Origin of the sequence: Cognatundibacterium oligocarboniphilum, from assembly GCF_013377855.1 — a bacterium.
Lineage (GTDB): Bacteria > Pseudomonadota > Gammaproteobacteria > Burkholderiales > Burkholderiaceae_D > Undibacterium > Undibacterium oligocarboniphilum.
Map to the genome: position 1 here is coordinate 59,693 of NZ_JABXYJ010000010.1, position 23,458 is coordinate 83,150.

Genomic DNA, 23,458 nt, shown 5'->3' on the forward strand with positions numbered 1-23,458 from the left:
TTTGCACGCTGATAGGCGTGAGCTACACTGTACCGGCAGATTTTCCGATTTTCCATACTGATGGATGACTGAACAAACATGACTCCTGAACGCGATCGGCTCACTACCGGCCTGACGACGCAGGAAGCTGCCCAACGGCTGCTAACTGATGGTCCCAATGAACTGGCGGTAGCGCAATCGCGCAGACTGGGCAGCATGATCTGGAAGGTACTGACGGAACCGATGCTGCTGTTACTGTTCGCCTGTGGCGCTGTGTATCTGCTGTTGGGCGATCCCCATGAAGCCATCGTGCTGCTGTGCTTTGTACTGATTATCGTCATCATCAGCATCATTCAGGAACACAAGACCGAGAGGGCGCTGGAAGCATTGCGTGACCTGTCGAGCCCGCGTGCCAGCGTGATCCGCAACGGGCAGCAAATCAGCATTGCGGGACGGGATATTGTGCAGGGTGACCTGATGCTGCTGACAGAAGGCATACGGATACCTGCTGACGGGGTATTGCTGACTGGCATCAACCTGAATGCCGATGAGTCGCTGCTGACCGGCGAATCGCTGGCTGTCACCAAAATCCCGGCTGACCCGGTACCGCCAGAAATGGGTGCGGCAGGTGGTGAAGGAACACCGTTCGTGTTTTCCGGCTCCCTCATTGTTCAGGGAACCGGCATTGCCCGCGTGCTCGCTACCGGTAACCGTACCGCGATCGGCCAAATCGGGCAGGCGCTGGCGACAACGCATTCTGAGCCGACGCGGGTGCAGTCGGAAATGCAGCATGTCGTCAAAGTGATCGCCATTGCCAGCCTGTCGGTTGCCTGCCTGCTGGCACTTGGTTATGGCGTCAGCCGCCACGACTGGTTGACTGGCATTCTGGCTGGCATTACGTTTGCGATGGCACTGATACCTGAAGAACTGCCCGTCATCCTGACCCTGTTCCTCGGCATCGGCGCATGGCGGATTGCGCGGCAGCATGTGCTGACACGGCGGATTCCGGCCATCGAAATGCTGGGGGAAACCACCGTGTTGTGCACCGATAAAACCGGCACCCTGACCCAGAACAAAATGGCAGTCGCACAGCTGTTTGCCAATGGCGCCAGCCACATCTGCAGCGATTCCTCGGCCGAACTGCCGGAAACATTTCACGAGGTACTGGAATACGCCATTCTTGCGAGTCAGCGCAAACCTTTTGACCCGATGGAGCTGGCGATTCAGGAATACAGCCAGGCCAGCCTGACGCAGACGGAACACTGGCATAACAGTTGGGAATTGGTCGAGGAATACCCTTTGTCAAAAGAATTGCTGGCAATGTCGCGGGTATGGCAATCCACCGACCATGCCCATTTCGTCATTGCCAGCAAAGGCGCGCCGGAAGCAATCGCCGACCTGTGCCACCTGAGTGTTGACCAGACTGCCGCACTGATGGCGGAAGTCAACCACATGGCTGGACAAGGCCTGCGGATATTGGGCGTAGCCAGAGCGCTCTTTATGCCGGAAAGCGGCTCTCCGTCGGGTGAAAACAATCACGATCTGCCGCCAATCCAGCATGATTTTGTGTTTGAACTGGTCGGGCTGATTGCATTTGCCGACCCGGTGCGGGTCGGCGTGCCTGCCGCTATTCGCGACTGCCGTAGCGCCGGTATCCGCGTTATCATGATTACCGGCGACTATCCGGCCACCGCGCGCCATATTGCGGCGCAATGCGGTATCGACAGTCCCGGCGGCACCCTGACCGGCCATGCGCTGGCGCAGATGGACGATGCCGGACTGCTGCAGCGCTTGCAGAATACCCATATTTTCTGCCGCGTCTCGCCAGAACAGAAACTGCGTCTGGTGCAAGTGCTGCAACAGGCCGGTGAAACAGTTGCCATGACCGGCGATGGTGTCAATGATGCGCCGGCATTGCAGGCGGCGCATATCGGCATCGCCATGGGCAAGCGCGGTACTGACGTGGCGCGTGAATCCGCTGCGCTGGTGCTGTTGGAAGACGATTTCAACTCCATCGTCACCACGATTCGTGCAGGCCGCCGTATTTTCGATAACTTGCGCAAAACCATCAGCTTCATTATCGCCGTCCACATTCCCGTCATCGGCATGTCGCTGATTCCGGTCATTGCAGGCTGGCCGCTGGTGCTGATGCCGGTGCACATCATGGTGCTGCAACTGGTGATCGACCCGACCTGCTCGCTGGTGTTTGAGGCGGAACCGGAAGAACCGGATGTCATGCAAAAGCCGCCGCGCGCATCCGGTGCCAGCCTGTTTGATCGCGGCATTCTGCTGACGGGACTGTTCCGTGGCAGCGCATTGCTGTTGACGGTACTGGCGGTGTACTGGATGGCCTTGCAACAGTTTGATGCCGGGGAAGCGCGGGCACTGGCATTCACGACAATGGTGCTGGGCAACCTGGGGCTGATTTTTATTCACCGCAGCCAGTCAGCCAGCCTCTGGCACAGCCTGCGCCTGCCGAATCCGGCTCTATGGTGGGTGGTCGGCACTGGTATGGCGGTATTGCTGCTGGCGCTGACGGTGCCGGGTCTCAGCCAGTTATTCTATTTTGGCCGGCCGCAATGGCACAATGTGTTGTCCGGCGCGGCGGCAGCGCTTGCCTGCATTGTGCTGCTGGCATTGAGCAAAACGCTGCGTGACAGGCTGACGGCACGGTTTTCGGTCAGATAACAGCCGGCCGCGGAAACCGGTCAGGCGGATAGTGTTCCGGCATCATACCGGCGTCATGAAAATCATGCAGCGGCAGGACAGGCCGCCGCCGCATTCAAGCTGTAGAAGCTGTGTTCAGGCCTTCAGCGCATTTTCCAGCAAGGTGTGCAGCTCAGAAAACGAAGGTTCGCCGACATAGCGCTTCAGGATCTGTCCCTGCTTATCGATCACATACGTTGTCGGGGTTAGTTTGACTTCACCGAAAGCCTGCGCCAGTTTCCCCTGGGGATCGAGCGCGACATGAAACGGCAATTGCCGTGTTTCAGCGTAATTCAGCACATAATTTGGCGGGTCGTAGCTCATGGCCACGCCGATGTATTCCAGCCCTTGCGCATGGTATTTATTGTAGGTTTCCACCATACGTGGCATTTCAGCAATACAGGTTGAACAGGATGTGGCCCAGAAATTCACCATCAGCACCTTGCCACGCAACTGCTGGCTGCTCATCCGCTCACCTTTGAGGTTGGTGAAGGTAACGTCCGGCATCAGAGGCCTGGCGTGCAGGGATTGCCAGAATAAACCGCCCAGAATCAGCAGGGCCAGCCCGGCGATCACGCTGAACAGGGTAAATTTACGGGGTGAGGATGGCGCTAACATGGACTTTCCTTCAGATTCGGTCTTCGATCACAAGCGGACATTATACGTTTTTATGGGCCACCGTTCCGACCCGGCATCTGAGTCCGGTCAAGCTTCATTCTGATCCGGCGCCGGCACAATAATGGTTTTTCCGGCGACATGCGTGGTCAGCACAATCGCGGTGGAAGTTGATCCGAACGCATTGAGCGCATTGATAATCCGCTGCAGATGCTCCACATCCGTCGCCAGCACCCGCATCACGGCGCCATCCTCCCCGGTCACCGTATAGCAGTCGATGATTTCCGGGCAGGCAGCCACATATTGCGCATACGGCCGCCCCTGCTGGGTTGACAGCCGTATCATGGCAGTGATCTGATAACCCAGTGCCTTCGGGTTGATTTCTGCCCGATAAGCGCGTATCACTTCGGCAGCTTCCAGCCGTTTGATGCGTTCAGACACCGCAGGCTGGCTCAGGTGCACCTGCCGCCCGATTTCTGCGTGCGACATACGGGCATCCTGTTGCAATAAAATTAAAATTTTCTGATCAAAGCTGTCGATTTTCAGGTTCATAAGCGATATCCGTTATTTTCCGATGAATTCATTGAATCTGAATTGATTTACCAATCATATCGTATTCATCCCGGGCGAAACACTTGTTAAAGTCTGGGTCATGCTTAACCAGCTGCGCCACCGCAACAGCGCCGCCTTTTTGAGAAATCATCATGACGACTTCCATCAGCAACATCCAGATCGCGCAAATCGCGCGGGACTTCCAGACACCTTGCTGGGCTTACGACGCCAGCACCATCCGGCAGCAGATCGCGCGCCTGAAACAGTTTGATGTCATCCGCTTTGCGCAGAAAGCCTCCAGCAATGTGCATCTGCTGCGCCTGATGCGGGCCGAGGGCGTGCTGGTGGATTCAGTTTCGCTGGGCGAAGTGGAGCGCGCGCTGGCTGCCGGTTATGATCCGCAGGCCGCCGGCCAGCAACATGCTCCCATCGTTTTCACCGCCGATCTGCTGGACCGCCATGCGCTCAAGCGCGTGGTGGAACTGAATATCCCGGTCAACTGCGGCTCCCCGCAAATGCTGGAGCAACTCGGTCAGGCGCATCGCGGGCATGCCGTCTGGCTGCGCATCAATCCCGGTTTCGGACACGGTCACAGCCGCAAGACCAATACCGGTGGTGAACAGAGCAAACACGGCATCTGGTTTGAAGAATTGCCGCAGGCTGTGCAAATCCTTGACCAGTATGGCCTGCAACTGGCCGGCCTGCACATGCATATCGGTTCCGGGGTGGATTACGACCATCTGCAAAGTGTATGCGATGCGATGATTGCGCAGATCAAGACACTGAACCGCGACCTGCCGGCGATTTCGATTGGCGGCGGCCTCTCGATCCCTTACCGCACGGGTGAGGCAACGGTAGATACCGACCATTATTTCCAGATCTGGAACAAGGCGCGACAAGCGATTGAAGCGCATCTCGGTCATCGCATCAGCATGGAAATCGAGCCGGGACGTTTCCTGGTGGCACAGTCCGGCATCCTGATTTCGGAACTGCGCGCGCAGAAAAAAGTCGGCAATAATTTCTTTGCGCTGGTGGATGCCGGCTTTAACGATCTGGCACGTCCTGCGATGTACGGCAGTTATCACAGGATCAGCGCCCATGCGCCGGATGGCAGCGAGCGCCAGACCGCATTGCAGCCGACGGTGGTGGCCGGGCCGTTGTGCGAATCCGGCGACGTGTTCACGCAAGAAGATGGCGGTGTTGTCACCACCCAGAATCTGCCTGCCTGCGAAATTGGCGATCTGTTCGTGTTTCACGATGCCGGTGCTTACGGCGCCAGCATGTCATCAAATTACAATTCGCGTCCGCTGATTCCTGAGGTACTGGTCGATGGCGACACCATCCGCCAGATTCGCCGTCGCCAGACCATACAGGAATTGCTGGCACTGGAAATCTGATGATCTGGTTTCATAGGAATAGCTGAATCTGCCACGCTCTCCGCTCAGGTCAGCGCAAAAAACGGAACAGAGAAGACCGCTCCACTCTGTTTCATTTAAGGCAGCCGGTCAGAAAGGCACGGATTTTTTCGCCGACCTGCGGCCCCTGCGAACCGAAGGTGAAATGGTCGCCATCGGCCAGCGTCATCAGTTCCAGCGCGACCCCGGCCTGCCGCAACTGCGCGGCAAACTGACGCGACTGGCTAACCGGCACCGTCACATCTTGTTCCCCCTGAATCAACAGCATGGCAGGAATCGTCTGTTTCTGCTGCCTGTTGAAGCGGGTATAGTTTGCCGGACTTGCCATGCGATAGGCCTGCTTCGCTTCGGCGTAATCCGCGCCGAACAAACTGTTGAGCATCACCCGTGGCGACATCGGGCCACGCATGGCCGGATCGGCTTCGTCCCACCAGGCGGGCAAATTCAACGGCGGCGCGTGCATCACCGCACAGCGTAACGCGCTGCTGATTCGCGGATTGTCGCCGTACTGTTCCCATTGCCCGGCGGTCAGCGCCGCCAGCGCTACCAGATGCGCGCCGGCAGAAATACCCAGCGCCCCGATCCGGTCAGCCTGAATGCCGTACTCCGCAGCATGCGCGCGCAGCCAGCGCACTGCGCACTTCACATCTTCAATCTGCGCCGGAAAGCGCGCTGCCGGAGCCAGCCGATAATCGACACTGACACCCAGAATGCCCCAGCGGCTGAGTTGCAACAGCAAACCGCGCAGATCAGTACGCGAGCCGCTGAGCCAGCCGCCACCGTGCACCACCAGCACCGCAGGATAAGGCGCAGCTCCCTGTGCCGGGGTCAGCATATCGAGATTGACTGGCGTATCCGCACCGCAGGCTGTCACGGTCTGTAACACAGGTTTGGGTTCTACCGGAATCGTTCCGGCAAATGCCGTTCTAGCGTGCCCGATCACGATTACGGCGAACAGCAGCATGCAGCACAAGATGTCCGGCAAACCTGTTTTAGCAGCAACCTGCATGTCCATCTCTCCCGCGAAAAACCTTATCAAAATTTGTTGAATGCATAAAAAAACCTCACGTTAAACGCGAGGTTTTTGGTTGGTAACAGAATCGGTCAGTGCTTCAGGAAACGACGCCGCAGACCATGCGGGCACCGCCACCGCCCAGCGCAGCCGGATGATCGCTGTGATTATCACTGCCGGCATGAATCATCAGCGCATGGCCGCTCAGATCGGCCGCTTTCAGACGCGGCGCCAGCACCGGATAATTGGCCTTTCCTTCGGCGTTCACATACAGGGCAGGCAGATCGCCTTTATGTCCTTTACCATAAGGCCCCTGATGCGCATTGCTTTTTTCCGGATCCCAGTGTCCGCCCGCAGCAATGGCAGCAGCGGCAACGCCATTACTCATGCCCGGCGCACAGGATGGGTTGGCATGCACATGGAAGCCGTGCAGACCGGCAGGCAAGCCGCTTAATTCCGGCGTAATCAGCAAACCGTACGCGGTATCTTCCAGCGTCACCTTCCCTGCCGGTCCGGTATTACCATTCGCATCCACAAATTGCAATTCGACCGTCTGCGCCTGCACCAGACCACTCACCAACAAGGCAGCCGCCATACTCCATCTGAATATTGCCATCATGTTTCTCCTTGACTGTGAAATCATTGTCCGCTTATCCGGAAATTGCACCGCCCGGGGCTTGGTCCGCCTATAGCGAAGTCACACTATACCTGTTTTTTCACAAACTTTTTTCCGGCAGGCTGGCCGAACGGGAACCGGGTGCGGGTGGGTTATCTGCTGCACGGTAAGTGAATACCATGGAAAATTTCGTGCTCCCGGTCTGGTTGCGGCCAGCGGCATGAAACAGATTACTGTGGAACAACAGCACATCGCCCTGCGCCAGCGGTACCGCCACTGCCTGCGTCAGCAAATCCTGGTTTTGCGGCAAATCTGTCCGCAAAAACTGGGCGTCATCCAGCTGCCCTGCTTCAATCACGCGCTGGTGCGAACCAGGAATCACCAGCAGGCAGCCATTTTCCACCGTTTCCTGCCGCAATGCCAGCCACGCCGAAACCAGCTCGGCGCGCTGAAAATGCCAGTAACGACTGTCGCGGTGCCAGCCGGTAGCGGTGGAATAACGGGGTTGTTTAGTCATGATGCAGTTGTGATGCGCCTGCGACAGCAGCGCATCCGGCCCCAGCAGCTGTTTCAGCGGCGTCGTCAGTGCGGAACCGGTAGCCCAGGCAGCGATTGCCGGGTCGCGCGCATACGCCTGCAGCAGACGGCGCGCCGTCTGTCCACCCTCCGCTTCGCGCGAAACCGGCGCTCCCGGATAGCGGGTATCGGTTTCGTATTCTATTGGCGCAGCATGCGCTTCCAGCTGTTGCTGCGCCAGCCGGATGAGGGATTCGCAAAATTCCGGCGTGGCGAGTTTCGGCAATACCAGAAAGCCCCGGGTATCAAACGCCTGAAGCTGGGCGGTCGTTAACATGGCAGTTTCCATTTATTCTGAATCAAACACTGATTGTGCCACGCGAAGATAATCACTGCCGGTAACAGAATGCGGGAATTAAGGAATCCGTCTGTATGGGCCATATCAATTTTGACGGGAAATATCCGTTTTTAACTGCTTTTGCGGCAAAGCAGCAAATTGGTTCATAATGGCTGACCAACCTTTCCACTTACTGATCAGCCATGACACATACCGTACTCGAAAATATCAATGTCACCTCCTTTGACAACATGCCGACGCCGGAAGAACTGCATGCTCGCCTGCCGCTCAGCGACCTGGCTGGCGATGTGGTCGAACAGAGCCGTGAGGCATTACGCCGTATTCTGGAACGCAAAGACCCGCGCCTGTTCGTAGTGGTCGGTCCCTGCTCGATCCATGATCCGGTTGCCGGTCTGGATTATGCGCGCCGCCTGAAAGCATTGCAGGAAGAGGTCAGGGACGTGATGCTGCTGGTGATGCGGGTATATTTCGAGAAGCCACGCACCACGACCGGCTGGAAAGGCTACATCAACGACCCGTATATGGATGACTCTTTCCGGGTCGATGAAGGCATGGAAAAAGCACGCCGCTTTCTGCTGGATGTCTGCGAACTCGGTTTGCCGACAGGGACGGAAGCACTGGACCCAATCTCGCCGCAGTATCTGGGCGACCTGATTGCATGGACCGCCATCGGCGCACGCACCACTGAATCGCAGACACACCGTGAAATGTCTTCCGGGCTGTCAACGCCGGTCGGTTTCAAAAACGGCACGGATGGCGATATCAGCATTGCGATCAACGCGATTCTGTCGGCATCGCACCCACACTCCTTCCTCGGGCTGAACAGTCAGGGCCGGGTGGCAATTGTGCGCACCAGCGGCAATCAGTATGGCCACGTCGTCCTGCGCGGCGGCGGCGACCGCCCCAACTACGACACAGTCTCGGTCGCCATGGCGCAGCAGGCGCTGGTCAAGGCCAAACTGCCGCCGAATATCGTGGTTGATTGTTCGCATGCCAACAGTTACAAAAAACCGGAATTACAGCCGCTGGTGATGGCCGATGTGGTGAATCAGATTGCCAATGGCAATAGCTCGATCGTCGGCGTCATGATTGAATCGAACATCATTGCCGGCAACCAGCCGATACCGGAAGACCTGAGTCAGCTGAAATACGGCTGCTCGGTCACGGATGCCTGTGTGAACTGGGACACCACGGCCAACATGCTGCGCGAAGCGGCCGCGAGACTCAGAACCCGTAACGCAGAATAAACTGTCCGCCATAAAAAACCGCCAGTCTGGCTGGCGGTTGTTCCGGTGAAAAGGGCGGTATGCTGCTGCACTTGTCTGCCGCTGCATACCGGTTCCCTGATCCCTTACTTCGCGGCAGCTGCAGCCGTTGCCTTCTTCGCCGCACCGGCAAAATCACCGGCATAAAAATGGGCAAAGCTGTCAGGCTTCACATATTTGCGGATCGCGGCATTCACATCATCCAGCGTCAATGCTGCAATTTTTGCTTCAATGGCAGCATCAAACGCCATCGTGCGGTTCAGGTACAGCTGATTGCGCAACTGCGCCGATAAAGCCGGATCCTGCGCACGGCGAATCTGCATTTCCTGCGCCAGAGACTGCTTGGCATCAGCCAGTTCCGCTGCCGTCACGCCATCCTTCACCAACAGCGCCAGTTCTTCCTTCACACCGTTACGCAGTTTTTCCAGATTTTGCGGCGCATACATCGCATACAAAATCACCGCAGCGCTCTGATCTTCGGACGGCACACTCAAGGAAGCACCGGCTCCGTAACTGATGCCTTCTTTCTGGCGCAGGCGGTTAAACAAACGGGATTTGATACCACCGCCGAGAATATTGTTAGCCACCAGCAAGGCCGGGTAATCCGCCGACTGATCATTCAACGCAAATGGCAGGATCGCCAGGTAGAAAGCATTCGCCTTGTCCGGCGTTTCTATCGATTTCGACTGGGATTCTGCCGTCAGATTCAGATCCGGAGCGCGCTTGAATGCGGTTGCCGCCTTCCAGTCACCCAGCAATGAAGCCAGTCTGGTTTTCACGTCTGCTGTATCGAAATCGCCGACCAGACTGAATTCCGCATGATCCGCGCCATAGAAAGTTTTATAGAAATCCTTCACCGCATCGAGCTTGGCGGCGCCGTATTCTGCAGCAGATTCATCAAACGATTTGGTATAGCGCACGTCGCCATTTTTATAAGGTGCATTCCTCAATGCGCTCAGTGCCCGGGTTGCGACCGACTGCGGTTCGTTACGGGATGCCTCGATCGACGCCAGATTTTCCTTCACCAGCAAATCAAATTCGCTTTGCGGGAAGGCCGGCGCCCGCAACACATCGCGCAACAGGTCAAGCACAGCCGGCAGATTGCTGCGCACCGTTTCAAAACTGACGGACAGCGTTTGTCCTTTGCCCGAGATACTGATCTTGGCTTTCAGTTCACCCAGACGGGTGTCGAGTTCGGAGCGACTGAATTTGGATGAACCGCGCATCAGCATGTCGGCAGTCAGATCAGAAACCGTGACTTTGCCGAACAGAGATTGTTCATCGCCCATGTGCAGGGTAAGGCGGCCATTGACGGTTTCACCACGAGTCTTTTTACTCAGCAAAGCGACTTTCGCGCCGTTGGCGAGTGTCAGTTTTTCAGTCCGTTTATCAATATTCACGGTGGAAGTATCGAACGTTTCACCGGTGCTGACGCTGGCGTGGCCTTTGTATCCATCGACCAGTTTCGCCACATCAGGCGTCGCAGGAATTTCAGCACGGTCAGGGTTTTCCACCGGCAGATATTGTCCGTAGCTGCGGTTATCCTGCTTCAGGTAATGCTGTGCCACACGCTGTACATCCGCCACGGTCAGCGCTTCGATGCGGTCCCGCTCGATGAAGAACAGACGCCAGTCACCCAGTGCAATCGATTCTGACATTGCCACGCACAGGCGCTGCGGATCATTGATGGTCTTTTCAATGTCGTTGAGCAAACTGGTTTTGGCGCGTTTTAATTCTGCTTCGGTCACAGGCTCTTTCGCCAGTCCTTCGACGGTGTCAATCAGTGTCGCTTTGGCCTGGTCGATTTTCTGTTCCTTATTCAGCACGGCCAAAAACATCACATAGCCCGGCTCGGCCAGCTGGAACGCCATTTCATTGACATTCACTGCCTGTTTATTTTCCACCAGCTTTTTGTACAGGCGGCCATTCGGCGATGAACCGAGAATGTCGCTGAGAACAGCCACGGCAGCCGCATCGCTATGGCTGCCCGCTGCTGTCGGATACAGTACCGCTGCCAGCTGCTGGTCGCCAACCCGGCGTACAGTGACTTCACGTGTGCCATCGCGGGTGGCCTCGCGGGTCCAGGTATTGCTCAGAGTACGCGCAGGGCGGGCAACGACACCGAATGATTTTTCGATCAGCGCCAGGGTTTTCTGCACGTCGAATTTACCTGCCACCATCAGGACAGCATTATCCGGCTGGTAGTATTTATGATAAAACGCCTGCAGGTTATCGATCTTCACACCTTCCACATCGGAACGCGCGCCGATGGTGCTGTGACCGTAATTGTGCCAGTCAAAAGTGACGGCGCTGAGCTGCTTCCACAGAACGCTGAAAGGACGGTTTTCACCGATCTCCATTTCATTGCGCACGACGGAAAATTCAGTATCCAGATCAACCCGCGCGACCTTGGAATTGACCATGCGGTCGGCTTCCATTTCCAGCGCCCATTTCAGATTGTCTTCGCTGGCAGGGAAAGTTTCAAAGTAATTGGTGCGGTCGTAAAAAGTGGTGCCGTTAAACTGCATGCCACGCTTGCTCAGTTCCTGCATGATGTTGCCGCGTGCTTTGGTGCCTTTGAATAACATATGCTCCAGCAAGTGCGCCATACCGGTTTCACCGTAGCTTTCATGACGCGAACCAACCAGATAAGTCACATTCACGGTGGTGGTCGGCTTGGAGGCATCAGGCGCCAGCAATACACGCAGGCCATTTGGCAAGCGGTATTCGGTAATACCTTCAACACTGGTATACGCAGTCGTTTTTGCTGCAATAACTGCTTTGGGGGTTGCTGCAAAGGCAGGCATTGCTGTCACTGTGGTAAAAGCAAGGGCAAATGCAAGCTGGATTGGTTTGAGTTTCATTGATTTATTCCATTAGTCATTAAACGGTCAACTTCACTACTTCTTCATACTTTTTTATATTTCTCTTAAATTTCTCTCAAATTATGCTGATACAAAAGGTAGCGATCAGGGTAACGAACACCATCACATGGTGAAGGTGGTTTCGCGTGCATTTCATATGAAAGAAAATTATCGTTCTTTTATTAAAACGAGAAAAGAAGCATAACAAATTTTCATTGTTTTGCGAGAATTTGTGACGAAATGATTAATACGCCGACGAAACGTGGAATGGGATAAGCCAATAGCCCGAATTTAACTGCGGTGAGAACAGTGACGTTTACCGACAATATGAATAAAACCGGGGAGTATGCAGGATTTTCGCCATCATCTCATGACGAAATAAGGACGCCTAAAAATACTGGGGGGGAAGTATTCTCTATTTCAGACGCGATTTACAGTTAATCTGACTTGCCGGCGATGGACGTTTACTCATACTGCGTGCCAGCGAATGGCATGTAATGCCTCTCTATGGCATGATATTCAGCCCTTTACCGCGTCGCACATCATGGTCTGTAGAATCTCAGCTTAATAACCTGGCATTACTGATGACTTCTGTAAAAAACTCCTTCAACGCTGGCGCGGTGAGCGTAAAAGGATCAAATTCTGCTGTAGCGGAATACTTCAGGAAGAGGGCTGAGTTCTCATTTGTTGTAGCAATAAGTCCCATGTTCCAACTGGTGAACTGACGTTGCGTGATTTCTTCCAAAACCAGTATTTCGGGTTTAGTGTGGCGCTTATCTTTTAAGATATGGTGATAGAGTGCGTTCACTGCAGAACGCTCGCCTTCCAGACATTGCAAAAATATGCCGTTCGATAAACTCAGTGCTCCAGTAATCGCCAATTGTTGATTGTTTTTACGCGAACTGGCCAGGATATCTTTCACATCTGCAGGACCAAGATTCACCGCGCGGCTGGCATAAATTAAACGAATAATCATAATAATTAAACACTTTCACTATCAAGAGTAAACCCGGAAGCCAGCGGCAAAAAGCGGAGTCGCCGAAGGATTATAATGAATTATGGGGAGTGTCGCTGAGATTGTCTGCATTGGCTGACGACAATCACAACCGTACCCGTACTGATCGCCAGATAACAACATTTTTAGTGATGAAATCATAACGGTGCATTCCTCTGCAGTGGCATTTCCACACTAATCGCTTGCTTGTCGTTGCTTGTCGTTGCTTACTCCAGCGACGTTGGTGTGTCAGAAAAAATCCCCATCCAGGCATATTTTCACAAAAATCAGGGAGTATGTGCAAAAACATCCTTAGTCTCTGCAGAAAGTAAGGTTGCTTACAAATACTCTCCCCCAGTATATTTTTCACTTCAGACAACAACAAATGCAAAATCATAACTGGCGTAATTCACGCATGCAGTTGAGGTAAACGTTTTGTATTTGCGCTTGTTGGCAGTGACGGCCATTGCTGACCACTTGCTGTCCGCCGACATACACATCGCGCACCAGATTGTCGTTGCCCGCGAAAATCCAGCTGTTCAATACGTGCTGCACCGGCAGTCCGGCGAGATGAGGATGGGTATCATCGAGAATCACGAAATCGGCACGACAAGCTGTTGCCAGCTGACCAACTGCCCGTCCGCTGGCTTGCATCCCACCCTGCAGCGCCGCTTGCCACAGGAAATCGCCGATCTGCTTCTGATGCGCGGAAGTAGCGATATTTCGCCCCTGTAAACGCAGGCGCTGACCGTATTCCAGCCAGCGTAATTCTTCAACCGGGCTGTACGACGCATGGCTGTCGCTGCCAATCCCGAAGCGGCCGCCGGCGGCCAGATAGGCTGGCAAGTCAAAAAAGCCGTCGCCCAGATTGCCCTCGGTAGTAGTGCAAATGCCGGCAACGGCGCCGCTGGCTGCCATATCCCTGACTTCCTGTGGTGTCAGGTGGGTAGCATGCACCAGACACCAGCGCTGATCGACCAGACCGCTGTCGAGCAGCAACTCAACCGGACGTCGGCCATTCGCCACGATGCAGGCATTCACTTCTTTCATCTGCTCTGCAATATGAATATGTAACGGCCGGTCAGCCGGTAAGGTCTGTATCAGATCACGGATCTGCGTGAGACTGGCAGCGCGCAGGGAATGCGGCGCAGCGCCGACTTCTAGCTGAGGGCTGCGCATTGTTTCCAGTTTCTGTACCAGCAGCAAAATGTCGTCGACGCTGGTAGCAAAGCGACGTTGATCGTCGCGCAACGGTTTTTCATTAAAATCGGCGTAGCTGTACAAGACCGGCAGCATCGTCATGCCGATGCCGGTCTGGCTGGCTGCCGCAATCACGTGCTGCGCCATTTCAGCCGGATTGGCATACATGGCACCAGCCGGATCGCGGTGCAGATAATGAAATTCGCAGACGCTGGTATAACCGTGCCGCAGGCATTCTGCATACAGCTGTGCGGCAATCGCCTGTATCTGTTCCGGCGTGATGTGCAAAGCGTAGCGGTACATCAGATCGCGCCAGGTCCAGAAGCTGTCCTGACTGTTTCCGGCGATCTCCGCCATGCCTGCCATGGCGCGCTGAAAGGCGTGGGAGTGCAGATTCGTCATGCCTGGCAAGAGCAGCACCGCCTGGGGCTCGCCGGGCAGTGGCGCCGCATTTTCCTCGATCTGGCTCAGGTCGCCGGCAACATTCCAGTGCAGCCGCACATTTTCAGTCCAGCCGTGCGGCAGATAGGCGTGCTGCGCAAATACGCTCCGATCTAAATACTGGTGCAGGCTCATGCTGAAGCTCCTGTCACTTTACCGCCTATCCCTCGCTGCCAATCCAGACAGCTTTGCAGCAATTCCCTGAGCAGTGGCTGCACCTGTGCAGCCAGGTCCGGGCGATATGCATACGGCGCGGCTTCATTCATATAAATGCACTGACTCATTTCCAACTGGATGGCATGAATATGACGTACAGGCTGACCGTAATGACGCGTGATGTAGCCGCCTTTAAAACGGCCATTGAATACATGGCTATATTTTTGCGCAGCCGCTGAATACTGCAGGCAGGCTGCCAGCGTATTCTGCAAACCGGGAGCACAGGAATGCTGGTCGGCGGTGCCAAAATTCAGGTCCGGCAATCTGCCTTCAAAAAAACGGGACACCACCGAAGCGATCGAATGCGCATCCCACAGCACGACATGGCCGTGCAGACTCAGCAAGCGTTCCAGTTCGGTCTGCAACTGCTGATGATAAGGCTGCCAATAGCTTGCAATGCGGCGCTGGACTTCCGCCTCATCAGGCAGGCGGTCTGGTGCATATAAGGGTTGTTTGTGGAAGGTATCGACAGGACACAAACCCGTCGTATCCTGCCCCGGATACAGATTGGCATTATCGGGCGCGCGGTTGAGATCAATGACGTAGCGTGAATATTCTGCGGCAAGCGTCGAAGCGCCAAGCTCTTGCGCCATGTTGTAGAGCAAGGGTAAATGCCAGTCGGTGTCGGCTTTTTGTGCTGCCACCGGCAACATCTGCTCCATCACTTCAGGCGCAATCGTCGTTCCCACATGCGGCATCGAAATCAGCAGCGGAGTGCTGCCCGCCTCGAAATGGAATACGGAAGTCATACTGTGCTCCTGTCTGTCTCAGAGTTGTAAGGCAAGGCCAATGCGGTCTGCAGCGGCGCGGGTCATGCTGATGAAATCTGTCTGGCGCAATCTGCTGCGTTGTACCGGGGCCATCAGCGACAAGGTGGCGATAGCCTGCTCCTTGCCGGAGAAAATCGGTGCACTCACGCCCCAGACACCGAGATCGACTTCATTCTCGCTGACGGCATAGCGTTGTTGACGGATGCGCTGCAGTTCCTGTTCGAGTGTCGCACGCTCGGTTATGGCGTTTGCATCGGGGAAATTCTGCTCCAGTATCTGCCGCTGCAGCGGTGCAGATAAAAATGCCAGCAAGGCTTTGGCAGAAGCGCCGCGCACGGTGGAATTCGCACGCCCTTTGGCGAACGAGCAACGCAGCGCCTGCTGGCTGTCCTGCATATCAAGACAGATGACCTGTCCGTGCACATAACACAGCAAGCCGACACTTTCGCCGGAGCGGCTGGTTAATTGCTCCATCTCGCTGCGCGCAGCCTGCATCAGCCAGGAATGCTGATCGAAACCATGCGCGAGCTGGACAGCCAACGGCCCCGGCTCATACAGGCCGCTGTGCGCATGTTCCTGTACCCAGCCCCATTTTTTTAAGGCCTGCAGATGGCGATAAACGGTACTGGCCGGCAATGCGGTCTGCTGCGCCAGCTCGCGCGCCGACATGGCCTGTCCCTGACGGGCAATGCAAGCCAGTAGTTGCAAAACCCGTTCGCTGGTGGCGTTTAATCTGGCGCTGTCGGTCGTCATCGTAAGCTTTCACTGAATGTTGCCGATGCTAGCACTCCGGAATCAAATCTCAAGCAAAATTTCTCACTCAATGAGAATTTATTGGAAATTAATCTCGTGAAACGATAAACCTGGACGGCTCTGAAGCCCAATATCCGTGCGGGAGTTTTAAGGGGAGATACGCAGCCTAGCTTTTGCTGTAGGCCGTGTTCTGGCAATTTCTGACTTCCTGTGCCGGAAAGCCTGCCTTGATCAGATCAAATTTGGCCTTTTCGTCAGCGCTCAGCGCGCGTAGCTGGTAGACGAATTTACTGGTGGTCACGGTTCGCGGCATGATGCGCGCGGTGCGCACGCCTTTGTTGTTCAGATTGGCGAGATGCTGCTTCGCTGCTTCTTCGGTTTTGAATACCCCGAGTGAAATGCCCCAGTGCAAAGACCCCTGTTCCTGAATCACGAAAAAATCAGTCACGCCGATGCGGCGCAGTTCGCTCACTTTTTTATCGGCGCCGTCTTTACTTCCCTGAGAGGGAATAAATACCATGTGGCTGGCAGATTCACTCACATTCAAACGCGACTGGCGCTCGCCGAGCGCGAGTGTTTTAAGTTTTTCCTCAATCTTGGGCGCGTCGTTCTGCAGGAAATTTCCGATTTCCAGACAGGCGGTAATTTCTGCTTTGACTTCCGGGACCGGTTCGACTCTGGACTGCGCAGCGCTGGCGGAAATCTGCAACAGCTGGTCGGCATGATGCTGCATTTTCAGACGTTCCGGCTCATGGGATTCCAGCGACCAGTTACCCAGCCAACCCACATTCAATGCGAGCAGCAAGGCATTCAGTACCAGCAGACTCCAGAAGAAAAATCGCAACATGATCAAGTCAGATAAGAAATCAGTCCGGTCTGGATTGTGCCACGACCAGCAAGCCCGTCAAGACCAGATTCGGAATATGTTGATGTCTGACTGTCAGATGCGGGATCAGATATGGCGCTGCGCCGCCGGAAATCAGGCACAACACCGGCTTTCCGGTCTGCCTCGTCCACGACTCACAGGCCAGCATAATCGCGCCGGTCTGGGCATGGATACAACCACTGACTATCGCCTGATCGGTATTGTCAGCAAATATCTGCGCCATGTCAGTATGTCCGGCGACTTGCGGCAGTTGCGCCGTATTTTTGGCCAGCGAGCCGGCCATCAGTTGCAGGCCGGGCAGAATCATGCCGCCGCTGAACGTACCCGCACCACTCACTGCATCGACCGTGGTAGCGGTGCCGCAGGTCGCGACAATCAGATCCTGCTGCGGAAAGAGTGCATGCGCGCCGATAGCGGAAATAAAACGATCCCCCCCTAATTGGGCTGGCTGCCGGTAAGCGTTGCGCAGACCGGCAAGTTCCTCCCGCGAAGTCAGCCAGTGACAGCTGGCTTGCGGAAAAACCTTGGCGCACAACTGTTCCAGCAGAGCGCGGACAGACGGGCCTGCGACGTTGGAAATCCAGATATCCTGCACCACATATTTCTGCCAGTCTGTTTCCAGCGCAGACAGCTCCGGATGCGTGACTGAGCCCATGCATCGCCAGGTCATACCGGCTTCCGGTTTCGTGTTGCGGTCTGCCATCGCCCATTTGATGCGCGTGTTACCGGCGTCAATCAGCAACAGCGTATCGGCCGGCTGCCTGTGACTGGAACAGGTGCTGTGTGCGGTTATCGGTGTGCTGGTGTGTGGCATCATTTTTCCGTATTCAGTCAGCCGGACGTAATGAGACGTCCCCGGCCAGTATACTGACCTGCCCTTGTCCCGTCTGCAATAACAGACAACCCATCGCGTCGGCACCCAACGCGATACCTTGCCGGATGACCTGGCCCTGATCCAGAATCTGCACTACCTGCCCGGCATATGCATGCAGTGTGTTCCAGCGTTGCAGGAAGCCGCCAAATCCTTCCCGCTCAAATTGATCCAGCCCGCGCGCCAACGCATTCAACAGCATCGCTGCCAGCTGATTTCTGTCCATTCTCGCCAGCCAGGGCGCGTCTGCCACCGTACGTCCCAGTTCCGATTCCAGCGTATCGGGAACCAGCAGATTCAATCCTATGCCGACCACAATCCAGCTGCCCTGTTCCGGCTGTGTGGCGCTTTCAATCAGAATTCCGGCCAGTTTATTGCCATTGCGCAGCACGTCATTCGGCCATTTCAGACGGACGTTGACATCCAGACTGTTGAGCACCTCGGCAATCATCACGCCCACAGCCAGCGGCAATCCCATTAACTGATGGCTGGCCTGCTTCATCGGCCATGCCAGTGAAAACATCAGCATGCCATCCGGTACCGAACTCCAGCTGCGGCCAGCACGCCCGCGACCCGCGGTCTGATGCAACGCGATCCGCATGACGGCACGCTCCAGACCGGGAAGCCGGTTCATCAGGTCGGTATTGGTGGAACCCGTGCTCTCAACAACTTCCACTTCGGCCAGCATACCGAAGGCATCACGCCGTTGCCGGATTGCGTCTGCTTTCAAAATGCCGTTGTATCGTGGTTGCCTGTCCGCTGCCGCAGCGGTGCCTGATTCATTCTGCATGAGTATTGTTTGATGATTTGGAAAATAGCTTGCCCGATTGCTCAGAAAGCAGATAAAAAAACGGCACCGTAGACATTGCTGCGGTGCCGTTCTGATGCTGACTGACAGATCAGGCGTCGCTGTCTGTCAGGTTGCTTGCGACCTCAGGAACCGGTGCAAAAGTGACTTTCTCTGCATCCAGTAAAGCCTGACGTTCATCAGCTTCCCAGGTTTCTTTCATCTTGCGTGCACGGTGGAACGCCAGACCGGTACCAGCAGGAATCAGGCGACCAACAATCACGTTTTCTTTCAGACCACGCAGGCCGTCTTTCTTGCCCATGATCGCTGCTTCTGTCAGAACCCGTGTGGTTTCCTGGAAGGACGCGGCGGAGATGAAGGAGTCGGTCGACAGCGATGCCTTGGTAATACCCAGCAGGATATTTTCATAAGTTGCCGGAATACCGCCAGCAGCAGTCACGCGATCGTTTTCATCCAGCAGTTCAGAACGTTCGACCTGCTCACCGGTGATGTAGTTGGCATCACCCGGATTGACGACAACGACACGGCGCAGCATCTGACGCACGATCACTTCAATGTGCTTGTCGTTGATCTTGACGCCCTGCAAACGGTACACGTCCTGGACTTCGTCAACGATGTAGCGGGCCAGCGCTTCGATACCCAGGAGGCGCAGGATGTCTTGCGGATCGGCCGGGCCGTCCACAATCATTTCACCCTTGTTCACCACCTGACCGTCATGCACCAGCACCTGCTTGTCTTTGGCAATCAGGAACTCGTGTTTTTCACCGTCCATGTCGGTGATTTCCAGACGCTGCTTACCTTTGGTTTCCTTACCGAACGCAACAGTACCGGTTACCTCTGCCAGCATACCGGCATCTTTTGGTGAACGTGCTTCGAACAGTTCGGCAACGCGTGGCAGACCACCGGTAATATCACGGGTTTTTTGCGATTCGGTCGGAATACGCGCCAGAACCTCACCCACTGTCACCTGCTGACCGTCTTTAACGGTAATCAGCGCGCCAACCTGGAAGCCGATCGTCACTGCATGTTCAGTACCGGCAATTTTCACTTCTTCGCCGTTTTCATTCAGCAGCTTAACCTGCGGGCGTACCGATTTACCGGCTGCGCCACGACGTTTAGGATCGATCGCTACCAGCGTGGACAAACCGGTCACTTCATCAACCTGTTTTGCAACGGTCACGCCTTCTTCGACATTCTCGAATTTCACCGTACCGGTGTATTCGGTAATGATAGGACGGGTCAGCGGATCCCATGTCGCCAGTGCCGTACCAGCCTTGATGAGCATGCCGTCTTTGACGATCAGTGTCGCACCGTAAGGTACTTTATGACGCTCACGCTCACGACCGTGGTCGTCAGTGATCAGCACTTCACCGGAACGGGAAATGACGATCTGATCGCCTTTACCGTTCGTGACATAACGCATCGTCGCAGTGAAACGGATCGTACCGTTGGATTTGGCTTCCACGGAAGAGGCCACGGCTGCACGGGACGCCGCACCACCGATGTGGAAGGTACGCATCGTCAGCTGTGTACCCGGTTCACCGATGGACTGCGCAGCAATCACACCGACGGCTTCGCCGGAATTAACCAGATTGCCACGCCCCAGATCACGGCCATAGCACATCGCACACAGACCATAGCGGGTGTCACAGGTCAGTGGTGTACGGACTTTGACTTCGTCAATGCCCAGAGCTTCAATACGTTCTACAGCCACTTCATCCAGCAGCGTACCCGCTGCATACAGGGTTTCCTGTGTTTCAGGATTCACGATATCGTTGGCAGAAACACGGCCCAGAATCAGGTCGCGCAAAGGCACGTTGACTTCACCGCCCTCAACGATCGCCTTCATCGAAGAACCGTTCGATGTACCGCAATCGTCTTCCACCACCACCAGGTCCTGCGTCACGTCGACCAGACGGCGTGTCAGGTAACCGGAGTTCGCTGTCTTCAGCGCCGTATCGGCCAGACCTTTACGCGCACCGTGTGTGGAAATGAAGTATTGCAGAACGTTCAGACCTTCGCGGAAGTTCGCGGTAATCGGTGTTTCGATAATCGAACCATCCGGTTTCGCCATCAGACCACGCATACCGGCCAGCTGACGGATCTGCGCCGCAGAACCACGCGCACCGGAGTCGGCCATCATGTAAATCGCGTTGAAAGACTCTTGCGTGCCGACGCTACCGTCGCGCTTGGTGACAGGTTCAACTTTCAGTTGCTCCATCATCGCCTTACCGACTTCATCACCGGTCTTGCCCCAGATATCGACCACTTTATTGTAGCGTTCGCCCGCAGTCACCAGGCCGGAAGCGTATTGCTGTTCGATCTGTTTGACTTCGTGCTCTGCTGCAGCCAGCAAGGTCACTTTTTGCGGTGGTACCAGCATATCGTCGATACAGATCGAGATACCGGCACGTGTCGCGAGACGGAAACCCATCTGCATCAGCTGATCGGCAAATACCACTGTCGCACGCAGGCCGCACTTACGGAAAGACGTATCGATCAGGCGGGAAATTTCTTTTTTCTTCAACGGACGGTTCAGAACGCTGAATGGCAAGCCCTTCGGCAGGATTTCAGACAGAATCGCACGACCGACTGTGGTTTCGTAACGTTTGATGGTCTTGGTGAATTCACCGGTTGCCACATCTTTCGGGTACTCGGTGATACGCACGGTGATACGGGTGCTGAGTTCGACTTCCTTATTGTCCCAGGCGCGGATCGCTTCGGAAACATCCGGGAACATCATGCCTTCGCCCTTGCCGTTGATTTTTTCACGGGAAGCGTAGTACAGACCCAACACGATATCCTGGGAAGGTACGATCGATGGTTCGCCATTGGACGGGAACAGAATATTGTTAGACGCCAGCATCAGTGTGCGGGCTTCCATCTGTGCTTCGATCGACAGAGGAACGTGCACCGCCATCTGGTCACCGTCGAAGTCGGCGTTAAATGCCGCACAAACGAGCGGATGCAGCTGGATCGCTTTACCTTCGATCAGCACTGGCTCAAACGCCTGGATACCCAGACGGTGCAGCGTGGGCGCACGGTTCAGCATGATCGGATGTTCGCGGATGACTTCTTCCAGGATATCCCAGACGACCGGTTCCTGAATCTCTACCAGTTTCTTCGCTGCCTTGATCGTGGTTGCCAGACCCATCAATTCCAGTTTATTGAAAATGAATGGTTTGAACAGTTCCAGTGCCATCAGTTTCGGCAAGCCGCATTGATGCAATTTCAGTTGCGGACCCACAACGATAACGGAACGACCGGAGTAGTCGACGCGCTTACCCAGCAAGTTCTGACGGAAACGACCGCCCTTACCTTTGATCATCTCAGCCAGCGATTTCAGCGGACGCTTGTTCGCACCAGTCATCGCTTTACCGCGACGGCCGTTATCCAGCAAGGAATCAACCGCTTCCTGCAACATCCGTTTTTCGTTGCGGGTGATGATTTCCGGAGCGCGCAATTCCATCAGGCGCTTCAGGCGGTTGTTACGGTTAATCACGCGGCGATACAGATCGTTCAGATCGGAGGTCGCAAAACGCCCGCCATCCAGCGGTACCAGCGGACGCAATTCAGGCGGCAGCACTGGCAGTACTTCCATGATCATCCAGTCTGGCTTGATGCCGGAACGCTGGAATGCTTCCAGCACTTTCAGGCGCTTCGCGTATTTCTTGATCTTGGCTTCGGATTTGGATTCTTTCAGCTCTGTGCGCAGAGTTTCCGCATCACGGTCGATATCAATCGAACGCAGCAGTTCGCGGATACCTTCGGCACCCATGAACGCGGTAAATTCATCACCATATTCCTCGTATTTGGCAGCGTAATCGTCTTCCGACATGATCTGGCATTTTTTCAGCGGAGTCATGCCGGGATCGGTCACAACGTATGCTTCAAAATACAGCACGCGCTCGATATCGCGCAGTGTCATGTCGAGCACCATACCCAGACGGGAAGGCAGCGATTTCAGGAACCAGATATGCGCTGTTGGCGACGCCAGTTCGATGTGACCCATGCGCTCACGGCGTACCTTGGCGAGTGTGACTTCAACACCGCATTTTTCGCAGATGACGCCGCGGTGTTTCAGACGCTTGTACTTACCGCACAGGCATTCATAATCTTTGATCGGTCCGAAAATCTTGGCGCAGAACAGGCCGTCGCGTTCCGGCTTAAAGGTACGGTAGTTGATGGTTTCCGGCTTTTTGACTTCGCCGTAGGACCAGGAACGGATTTTTTCCGGAGACGCCAGACCAATTTTGATCGCGTCGAATTGTTCGTTTGGCTGGACTTGCTTGAATAAATCGAGCAGGGCTTTCATGTATATCACTCCAGTAAAGCGTGCGAATTTACTTTGAAATTCACGCTAGTTGGCTGAATAGTGCTGCAACAGAAGCAATTTCGTCATCTGACCCTGTTCGCATCGACGGGAGAGCCGGAATCCCTTGCTGGGACTGGTTCCATCAGATACCGGGAACGAATTCACTTCCAAACTGCTGGCTGGCTGAATGACCATCGCCCGGATCTCGTCCGGGCGGCGGCGGTAGTACACATACTGCAAATTACTAATTTTTTTCATCTGCTGCAAAGCAGCTTCCAGCGGGCCGGAAGGCTTTGCAGTAATCCG

The 23,458-nt window shown here is 55.2% G+C and carries 18 protein-coding genes; 3 read left to right on the forward strand and 15 right to left on the reverse strand.

Annotated elements, in window-relative coordinates:
- Positions 1-78 precede the first annotated feature (78 nt).
- Complete coding sequence (locus tag HV832_RS15170; RefSeq protein ID WP_176804699.1) at positions 79-2,667, forward strand: cation-translocating P-type ATPase; 2,589 nt, start codon at positions 79-81, stop codon at positions 2,665-2,667.
- A gap of 114 nt (positions 2,668-2,781) precedes the next feature.
- Here the strand turns inward: HV832_RS15170 and HV832_RS15175 are convergent, their stop codons facing one another.
- The 3 genes from HV832_RS15175 to HV832_RS17530 form a co-directional block, all read right to left on the reverse strand.
- Entirely contained in the window at positions 2,782-3,303 is a 522-nt protein-coding gene (locus tag HV832_RS15175) for a peroxiredoxin family protein (RefSeq protein WP_176804700.1), read from the reverse strand.
- A gap of 87 nt (positions 3,304-3,390) precedes the next feature.
- The gene (locus tag HV832_RS15180; RefSeq protein ID WP_176804701.1) at positions 3,391-3,852 is read right to left on the reverse strand and encodes an Lrp/AsnC family transcriptional regulator; all 462 of its coding nucleotides are present in this window, start codon (positions 3,850-3,852) and stop codon (positions 3,391-3,393) included.
- A gap of 28 nt (positions 3,853-3,880) precedes the next feature.
- Complete coding sequence (locus tag HV832_RS17530) at positions 3,881-4,006, reverse strand: hypothetical protein (protein WP_263398765.1); 126 nt, start codon at positions 4,004-4,006, stop codon at positions 3,881-3,883.
- Here HV832_RS17530 and lysA point away from each other — a divergent pair.
- The gene (gene lysA / locus HV832_RS15185) at positions 4,005-5,249 is read left to right on the forward strand and encodes a diaminopimelate decarboxylase (protein WP_176804702.1); all 1,245 of its coding nucleotides are present in this window, start codon (positions 4,005-4,007) and stop codon (positions 5,247-5,249) included. The two genes, HV832_RS17530 and lysA, sit on opposite strands and share 2 nt — an antisense overlap.
- Before the next feature lie 91 nt (positions 5,250-5,340).
- On the opposite strand, the gene HV832_RS15190 is transcribed toward lysA, so the two are convergent.
- The 3 genes from HV832_RS15190 to HV832_RS15200 all read right to left on the reverse strand — a co-directional run bounded on the left by HV832_RS15190 (position 5,341) and on the right by HV832_RS15200 (position 7,748).
- The gene (locus tag HV832_RS15190) at positions 5,341-6,276 is read right to left on the reverse strand and encodes an alpha/beta hydrolase (RefSeq protein ID WP_176804703.1); all 936 of its coding nucleotides are present in this window, start codon (positions 6,274-6,276) and stop codon (positions 5,341-5,343) included.
- A gap of 103 nt (positions 6,277-6,379) precedes the next feature.
- On the reverse strand, positions 6,380-6,898 hold the full coding sequence (gene sodC / locus HV832_RS15195; protein WP_176804704.1) for a superoxide dismutase family protein: 519 nt from the start codon (positions 6,896-6,898) through the stop codon (positions 6,380-6,382).
- A 97-nt stretch (positions 6,899-6,995) separates the two neighbouring features.
- Positions 6,996-7,748 (reverse strand): phytanoyl-CoA dioxygenase family protein, encoded by a 753-nt coding sequence (locus HV832_RS15200; protein WP_223827364.1) that lies wholly within the window; start codon positions 7,746-7,748, stop codon positions 6,996-6,998.
- Between the two features lie 203 nt (positions 7,749-7,951).
- On the opposite strand from HV832_RS15200, the gene HV832_RS15205 reads away from it, so the two are divergent.
- Positions 7,952-9,016: a 3-deoxy-7-phosphoheptulonate synthase gene (locus tag HV832_RS15205; RefSeq protein WP_176804706.1), complete on the forward strand. Its 1,065-nt coding sequence runs from the start codon at positions 7,952-7,954 to the stop codon at positions 9,014-9,016.
- A gap of 104 nt (positions 9,017-9,120) precedes the next feature.
- On the opposite strand, the gene HV832_RS15210 is transcribed toward HV832_RS15205, so the two are convergent.
- From HV832_RS15210 to rpoC, 9 genes are all read right to left on the reverse strand, one after another.
- Complete coding sequence (locus HV832_RS15210; protein WP_176804707.1) at positions 9,121-11,898, reverse strand: M16 family metallopeptidase; 2,778 nt, start codon at positions 11,896-11,898, stop codon at positions 9,121-9,123.
- Positions 11,899-12,457: 559 nt separating this feature from the next.
- Positions 12,458-12,874: a BLUF domain-containing protein gene (locus HV832_RS15215; RefSeq protein ID WP_176804708.1), complete on the reverse strand. Its 417-nt coding sequence runs from the start codon at positions 12,872-12,874 to the stop codon at positions 12,458-12,460.
- Positions 12,875-13,285: 411 nt separating this feature from the next.
- Positions 13,286-14,668: a formimidoylglutamate deiminase gene (locus HV832_RS15220; protein ID WP_176804709.1), complete on the reverse strand. Its 1,383-nt coding sequence runs from the start codon at positions 14,666-14,668 to the stop codon at positions 13,286-13,288.
- The gene (gene hutG, locus HV832_RS15225) at positions 14,665-15,498 is read right to left on the reverse strand and encodes an N-formylglutamate deformylase (RefSeq protein ID WP_176804710.1); all 834 of its coding nucleotides are present in this window, start codon (positions 15,496-15,498) and stop codon (positions 14,665-14,667) included. Before hutG ends, HV832_RS15220 begins: the two co-directional genes overlap by 4 nt.
- Before the next feature lie 18 nt (positions 15,499-15,516).
- Positions 15,517-16,272 carry an IclR family transcriptional regulator gene (locus HV832_RS15230; protein ID WP_176804711.1) on the reverse strand — a complete coding sequence of 252 codons (756 nt, stop codon included), beginning with the start codon at positions 16,270-16,272 and terminating at the stop codon, positions 15,517-15,519.
- Between the two features lie 166 nt (positions 16,273-16,438).
- Positions 16,439-17,119, reverse strand: coding sequence for an SPOR domain-containing protein (locus tag HV832_RS15235; protein ID WP_176804712.1), 681 nt, complete (start codon positions 17,117-17,119; stop codon positions 16,439-16,441).
- A gap of 19 nt (positions 17,120-17,138) precedes the next feature.
- Positions 17,139-17,975 carry a type III pantothenate kinase gene (locus HV832_RS15240; protein ID WP_223827363.1) on the reverse strand — a complete coding sequence of 279 codons (837 nt, stop codon included), beginning with the start codon at positions 17,973-17,975 and terminating at the stop codon, positions 17,139-17,141.
- Between the two features lie 10 nt (positions 17,976-17,985).
- Positions 17,986-18,819, reverse strand: coding sequence for a biotin--[acetyl-CoA-carboxylase] ligase (locus tag HV832_RS15245; RefSeq protein WP_223827362.1), 834 nt, complete (start codon positions 18,817-18,819; stop codon positions 17,986-17,988).
- A gap of 109 nt (positions 18,820-18,928) precedes the next feature.
- Complete coding sequence (gene rpoC, locus HV832_RS15250; protein ID WP_176804713.1) at positions 18,929-23,152, reverse strand: DNA-directed RNA polymerase subunit beta'; 4,224 nt, start codon at positions 23,150-23,152, stop codon at positions 18,929-18,931.
- Positions 23,153-23,458: the final 306 nt, after the last annotated feature.

Excerpts from the sequence above, each read along its gene's own strand:
- HV832_RS15235 (WP_176804712.1), bottom strand. The coding sequence starts at position 17,119 with ATGTTGCGATTTTTCTTCTGGAGTCTGCTGGTACTGAATGCCTTGCTG.
- sodC (WP_176804704.1), bottom strand. The coding sequence starts at position 6,898 with ATGATGGCAATATTCAGATGGAGTATGGCGGCTGCCTTGTTGGTGAGT.
- hutG (WP_176804710.1), bottom strand. The coding sequence starts at position 15,498 with ATGACTTCCGTATTCCATTTCGAGGCGGGCAGCACTCCGCTGCTGATT.
- HV832_RS15240 (WP_223827363.1), bottom strand. The coding sequence starts at position 17,975 with ATGATGCCACACACCAGCACACCGATAACCGCACACAGCACCTGTTCC.
- HV832_RS15200 (WP_223827364.1), bottom strand. The coding sequence starts at position 7,748 with ATGTTAACGACCGCCCAGCTTCAGGCGTTTGATACCCGGGGCTTTCTG.
- HV832_RS15230 (WP_176804711.1), bottom strand. The coding sequence starts at position 16,272 with ATGACGACCGACAGCGCCAGATTAAACGCCACCAGCGAACGGGTTTTG.
- HV832_RS17530 (WP_263398765.1), bottom strand. The coding sequence starts at position 4,006 with ATGATGATTTCTCAAAAAGGCGGCGCTGTTGCGGTGGCGCAGCTGGTT.
- HV832_RS15175 (WP_176804700.1), bottom strand. The coding sequence starts at position 3,303 with ATGTTAGCGCCATCCTCACCCCGTAAATTTACCCTGTTCAGCGTGATC.
- HV832_RS15205 (WP_176804706.1), top strand. The coding sequence starts at position 7,952 with ATGACACATACCGTACTCGAAAATATCAATGTCACCTCCTTTGACAAC.
- HV832_RS15190 (WP_176804703.1), bottom strand. The coding sequence starts at position 6,276 with ATGCAGGTTGCTGCTAAAACAGGTTTGCCGGACATCTTGTGCTGCATG.
- HV832_RS15245 (WP_223827362.1), bottom strand. The coding sequence starts at position 18,819 with ATGCAGAATGAATCAGGCACCGCTGCGGCAGCGGACAGGCAACCACGA.
- HV832_RS15180 (WP_176804701.1), bottom strand. The coding sequence starts at position 3,852 with ATGAACCTGAAAATCGACAGCTTTGATCAGAAAATTTTAATTTTATTG.
- HV832_RS15215 (WP_176804708.1), bottom strand. The coding sequence starts at position 12,874 with ATGATTATTCGTTTAATTTATGCCAGCCGCGCGGTGAATCTTGGTCCT.
- HV832_RS15210 (WP_176804707.1), bottom strand. The coding sequence starts at position 11,898 with ATGAAACTCAAACCAATCCAGCTTGCATTTGCCCTTGCTTTTACCACA.
- lysA (WP_176804702.1), top strand. The coding sequence starts at position 4,005 with ATGACGACTTCCATCAGCAACATCCAGATCGCGCAAATCGCGCGGGAC.
- HV832_RS15220 (WP_176804709.1), bottom strand. The coding sequence starts at position 14,668 with ATGAGCCTGCACCAGTATTTAGATCGGAGCGTATTTGCGCAGCACGCC.
- HV832_RS15170 (WP_176804699.1), top strand. The coding sequence starts at position 79 with ATGACTCCTGAACGCGATCGGCTCACTACCGGCCTGACGACGCAGGAA.
- rpoC (WP_176804713.1), bottom strand. The coding sequence starts at position 23,152 with ATGAAAGCCCTGCTCGATTTATTCAAGCAAGTCCAGCCAAACGAACAA.